Raw genomic sequence first — 5,075 nt, forward strand, 5'->3', positions numbered from 1 at the left:
TGCCGGGGTTATTGTCAACATTGCGATTATAGTCAGTCCCTCCGTTTCGGGGAAAAAGGTGGTAATTGAGATTACCACTCCCTTTCCTTTCTTTTTATATATTATGACTTTTTTTATATATTATTTATCTTTCTTTGTTCCTAGGTTCCCAGGTTCTCCGGAATGTATAATGGGTTACATCAGCGCGATAATAACAAACCCTGTCATTATCATGATCGAGAAAACTACGAAACTGAAAAAGTTCAGTCGTGCTCCTTCATATATTTTACCTTCGTGCTTCAGTCCCTTCATCAGCAGGATAAATACCTTTGGCAAGAGCAGTATGTATGGAACCAGCGCCAAAAGCAGGATCCATCCTGTGGTGAACAAATACGCGGTAAAGATAACATTGGCGATAAGCAATATATAGAGGATCAGCAGTCCGTATATGCTGTTCTTCAGTCCCATCCTTAGGACAAGCCCGCATTTTCCTGCTTTTCTGTCATAGGGCATGTCAACCATCTCTCCTCCCCAGGCGAATATCAGTGTGCTCAGACCAGTAATGGGCATTATTGAAACTATCATCGGGTGGAAAGGAATTCCCTGGGCAGCCGCATACAGAAGGATAGCGAAAGGTCCAAACCCCAGCCATACAACAATTTCGCCCAGACCCCGGTAAGCAAATTTGAAGGGCTCGGCCGTGTAGTACTTACTAAGGAATGTGGCGGTCAGGAACAGAAAGATGAAAAGGGGCCACAGCTCCATTTCAGAAATATACAACAGTCCTAAAGTCCCCAGAAGGCCAACAACAAGACCGGCTCTGGCTATTGTGAACATCTTCCCTTCAAGTCCTGGATCCCTCACGATCACCGCAGATCCTCCACTGAACATGCTCTGGCCGGACTCCAGGGTGTCACAGCCCTGCTTTGTATCGTATATGTCATTGTATATATTCATGGAAATGTGGATACTGAATCCGACCACAGCTGCAAGTACAAGACCCTGAAGACTAAACCCACCCGTCACGATAACGGTCACTGATGTACTTATCACCAGTGGTGCCAGCATTGCTAGAAGCCCATAGGCCCTTATCATCTCGAAAACACCAGGACGTTCATCAGCCATATTCTAACCTTAAACTCAATAATTGTATGTTTACTTTTTTCTATTTACTTTTTTACATATCTGCAGGTGGCACATTTGTAATCCTTTTAACAGGAAGCATCATTCATATATTCATGAAGATACGTATAAGTTGTAACTTGAAGTAAAGAAGTTTTATACGGGTGCCTTGGACCTTCAAGATCCGGGCAAGGATCTTGATGAGGCAGCAATCTGCCGTAGTAGACCTATCGTCAACCTGTTAATACAAAAAACAGCAAATTTAGTTACAGATTACTTCGTTTCATTGAGTAATTGTAATTTACATGTGGAGATGTATTCCTAATGATCAAAAAAATCGTCCTTCCCTACCAGTGCAGAAGCCAGATGAGGGTACTTGTATTGCTTTGTGCGATAACTATGGTCTTCTTGGCAATATCATCTACAGCTGTTGCGGAAGTGACAGAAGTTTCTATATTCCCGGAAAATCCTTCTCCGGGAGAAACGGTGACTGTAACAGGCAAAGCTTCCCCTGACGAAGTTATACCAGTTTCCGCTTCATTTGAAAAAGTGCAGGATGTTTCAGCTGGCAATTATGCCTATTCTCTGATTGCCGTGACCATCCCCGAAGGCTCTGAATCTTTCAGTCTTAAGGCAAGCGGTGTGGATGATCTGAACATTGAGGTCAGATTGCCTATCCTCGGGTATACATCAATTCCCGGAAGCATGATAAATGTCAATGGCCATGTTGCTACATTTGGAACTGGGAAAATAAATAGTGGTACGTATGATATTAAATTAAGCGGCAATTCCCCTGATGATAAGGTCACTCTTTCCTTTAATGTCAAGGCAAGCATTACAGCTGATGCGGACGGTAATTTTGCATACACTTACACAACCGATAACATCCCGGAGGGGGATTTTAACATCCTTATCGGTGGCGTGCCTTTGCAAGTGCACCTGGGGAGCACTGACATCAGTTCCCCATCCTCCTCAAAAACTAAAACGAGCAGCAACACAGGTACCGACTTGAACATAGTTGATGCAGACACACTTGATACAGATACACATGATACTGGTATATCCGAAGCGGATACATCTGAGGTATCATATGCGCCCGGTGAAGACACCGTTTCGGATAATTATGTTGAAGGCTATGAACTATCTCCGGTGCCTTCGGGTATAATGGATAAATTACCTGACCTGGGAGTAATGAGCGTGCTTGTTGGAATTGTCTCCATAGGTGCCATCCTTGTAGGGTACAGGAAGAACAGGTACAAGTAAAACTTGAGGGGCAGCACCCTACATTCTTTTTTAAGTCGGAAAGTATTCTGACGACCCTCTCACAGTTTTTCATGTGGTTCCGGCGACAAGAATGAGGGACTACTGTATCAGCTCTTTTATTATGGTGACCTAGGGTCAGGTTGCAAAGTCAGCAAAAAGTTAGCAACTAATTCGATAAATATTTATAGTTTAGTTATTGTAAATGTAAGGTACAGTCCAAAGATATACTATATGTATATCTGCTACTGAATAATAATGCTTTAATAAAGGTGGTACAAATGAAAAAAATGAATATATTAATAATGCTCGCTGTGTTGCTGTTGGCCATGACACAGACAGCAAGTGCAGTGACAGCGTTAACAGAATTTGAAGATGGATGTTATTGTGTGAATCTTGCAGGTGAGTACGAATTAGCTCTGATCCCTGCATCTGCAAGTGTACAAATGCTATCAGTTCCGACTACTTACTACATAGAAGTAGATGCAAAGGTCTGTAAGTCCGGAGAGGATATCACAGTTACGATCATTGACAGCAATCCTGCTGTGGAGATCACTAACCTAAATATAATTAGCCTCTATAAGGAAAATATTGTCCTTAATGCCAGTGGTGTTTGTGAAATGGGGTACCAGTTTGAAGGGATGATGACACTTGTAGGTGACGGTGAACAATATACTTCCACCAGTGCTACCGGACTGATTGCCGGGCAGATACCTGTCATTGGTGAGTTCGCGGCTACTATCGAGGAATGCAATGTGGAAGAGATCCCTGAGTTCCCAACCATTGTACTCCCGGTAGCAGCAATTCTCGGTCTTGCATTCTTCATGCAGCGCCGCAAGGAATAAATCCGATTGCCGGGGCCAATGGTCCTGGATATCTTTTTTATTGAATTATTAAAGTGAAAGTATTTCCTGGCTGTGTTAGTTTGCTGGCCAGTTTGTATCTCAATCACCTTTAAGCAACGAACGCACGGTTTCCTTAACGCACTTCTTTGAGCCCCATTTAGGTTTCCATCCCATATCTTTCAGCTTGTCCACAGACAGCATCATCTTTGGTACGTCGCCTTTCCATCCGCGATTTCCGCCGGTATATTGGAACTCGACATTCTCCAGTCCCATCTCCTTAACTATTATCTCACCTATAAGCTTCGGGGTGATGGTGTCTTCCGAGCCGATATTAAAGATGTTTACATCATCAGTGCTGTTCTCAATGGCAAAACCCATGGCATCCACACACTGCTTTACATGAAGGTATGATTTGGATTGTCTGCCGTCACCCAGGATCTCAAGTGATTCTGGATCCTTTTCCAGCTTTTCAATGAAGTCCACGATGATGCCATGTGTGCTTCTGGGACCTATGATATTTGCAAAGCGGAATATCCAGGATCTCATGTCAAATGTGTGGGAATATGATGTTATCAGTGCCTCACATGCCAGTTTGGAAGCCCCATACAGGGATATCGGCATGAGCGGCCCGTAACTCTCGGGTGTGGGAATAACGGTTGCTTCTCCGTAGACAGTTGAGGTAGAGGTGAAAGCAATATCTCTTATACCTTTGAGGCGCATGGCCTCAAGGAGGTTGTATGTAGCTGTGATGTTCTGTTCAAAATGCACGTAAGTGTCAGTTGAGCCCAGTCTAACATCGGGGTTTGCAGCCACATGGAACACGAAATCCACGTTCTCACAGGCTCTACTAAGCTCTGAGGTGTCCAGCAGGTCACCCTCAATGAAATATACTCCCTCATTTCCAAGATGCTCATCTATAAACCCAAGACTTCCGGAGGTCATGTTATCAAAGATCGTCACTTCATTGCCTTTTTTTACCAGCATGTCGACTATATGGCTCCCAATGAATCCTGCACCACCGGTGATAAGCACTTTTCTTTTTGAGAATGGATCATGTAACATTGGTTTTTTCACTCCCTATCTAGTATTTGAATCTGTCTATATTAATCCCACTCATAATGTTCGCTAATGATATCTTCTTTTGATGGATATTTTTCTATCATGTAAATCTCTTCAATTATACTAACTTTTTTATAATCATTACTAGATATATGATAAAACTGCATATATTTTTAACGGTATAATTAATGGTGTTATCCAATGTTCTCAAGTATCATTGTGATTGAGCAAATCATATCTTAATCACTGTTTCTCAGCAACTCCCAGATTGATCACCCTCTAAGCTTAGACGGAAAAAGTGTCATTCCCATGGGAATGTTGATATTCTTGAGCTCATATTAATATTCACGATGAATTAAGGAAGGATGCCTGTAACTTCAGTTGCAGGGAGAATTCCGTTAAATACAAAGATCTAGCCTTCTTTTAGATCTGAACCCGAATACTTTCAGTCTACTTACTGTAATTTAAAGTCATATGTATCCATATCTTTTATGTGATAGCATGCTCCTAACCATTAAAAGTAAATTAGTAATCACTCAGCAACAGCAGGAACTGTTGCTCAGAACAATGGAATCTTTCAATGAAGCATGCAATTACATTTCAGATTTTGCATACCACAAGCAAATATTCAGTAAATTCAAATTACAAAAACACCTTTATTACGAGATCAGAGAAAAATTCTCGTTATCCTCTCAGTTAGCTGTCAGGACACTTGCAAAAGTAGCTGAAAGCTACAAGGTTGACAAAAAAGTACTCCATCAATTCCAACCACGTGGAGCTGTTGTTTACGATCAGAGGATACTATCCATA

At 42.0% G+C, this 5,075-nt stretch carries 4 protein-coding genes and 1 pseudogene; 3 read left to right on the forward strand and 2 right to left on the reverse strand.

Annotation, left to right across the window (positions count from 1 at the left end; all coding sequences use genetic code 11):
* Window positions 1-174: 174 nt before the first annotated feature.
* Window positions 175-1,104 carry a prenyltransferase gene (locus tag QZZ22_RS00005; RefSeq protein ID WP_292461392.1) on the reverse strand — a complete coding sequence of 310 codons (930 nt, stop codon included), beginning with the start codon at window positions 1,102-1,104 and terminating at the stop codon, window positions 175-177.
* A 321-nt stretch (window positions 1,105-1,425) separates the two neighbouring features.
* Between QZZ22_RS00005 and QZZ22_RS00010 the strand changes: the two genes are divergently transcribed.
* Window positions 1,426-2,364 carry a hypothetical protein gene (locus QZZ22_RS00010; RefSeq protein WP_292461393.1) on the forward strand — a complete coding sequence of 313 codons (939 nt, stop codon included), beginning with the start codon at window positions 1,426-1,428 and terminating at the stop codon, window positions 2,362-2,364.
* Window positions 2,365-2,642: 278 nt separating this feature from the next.
* Window positions 2,643-3,206 carry a PEF-CTERM sorting domain-containing protein gene (locus QZZ22_RS00015; protein WP_292461394.1) on the forward strand — a complete coding sequence of 188 codons (564 nt, stop codon included), beginning with the start codon at window positions 2,643-2,645 and terminating at the stop codon, window positions 3,204-3,206.
* Window positions 3,207-3,305: 99 nt separating this feature from the next.
* On the opposite strand, the gene QZZ22_RS00020 is transcribed toward QZZ22_RS00015, so the two are convergent.
* The gene (locus QZZ22_RS00020) at window positions 3,306-4,268 is read right to left on the reverse strand and encodes an NAD-dependent epimerase/dehydratase family protein (protein ID WP_292461395.1); all 963 of its coding nucleotides are present in this window, start codon (window positions 4,266-4,268) and stop codon (window positions 3,306-3,308) included.
* A gap of 498 nt (window positions 4,269-4,766) precedes the next feature.
* Between QZZ22_RS00020 and QZZ22_RS00025 the strand changes: the two are divergent.
* Window positions 4,767-5,075: pseudogene (locus tag QZZ22_RS00025) on the forward strand (RNA-guided endonuclease TnpB family protein); the annotation flags it as partial.

It is taken from the genome of Methanolobus sp. (assembly GCF_016278365.1).
GTDB lineage: Archaea > Halobacteriota > Methanosarcinia > Methanosarcinales > Methanosarcinaceae > Methanolobus.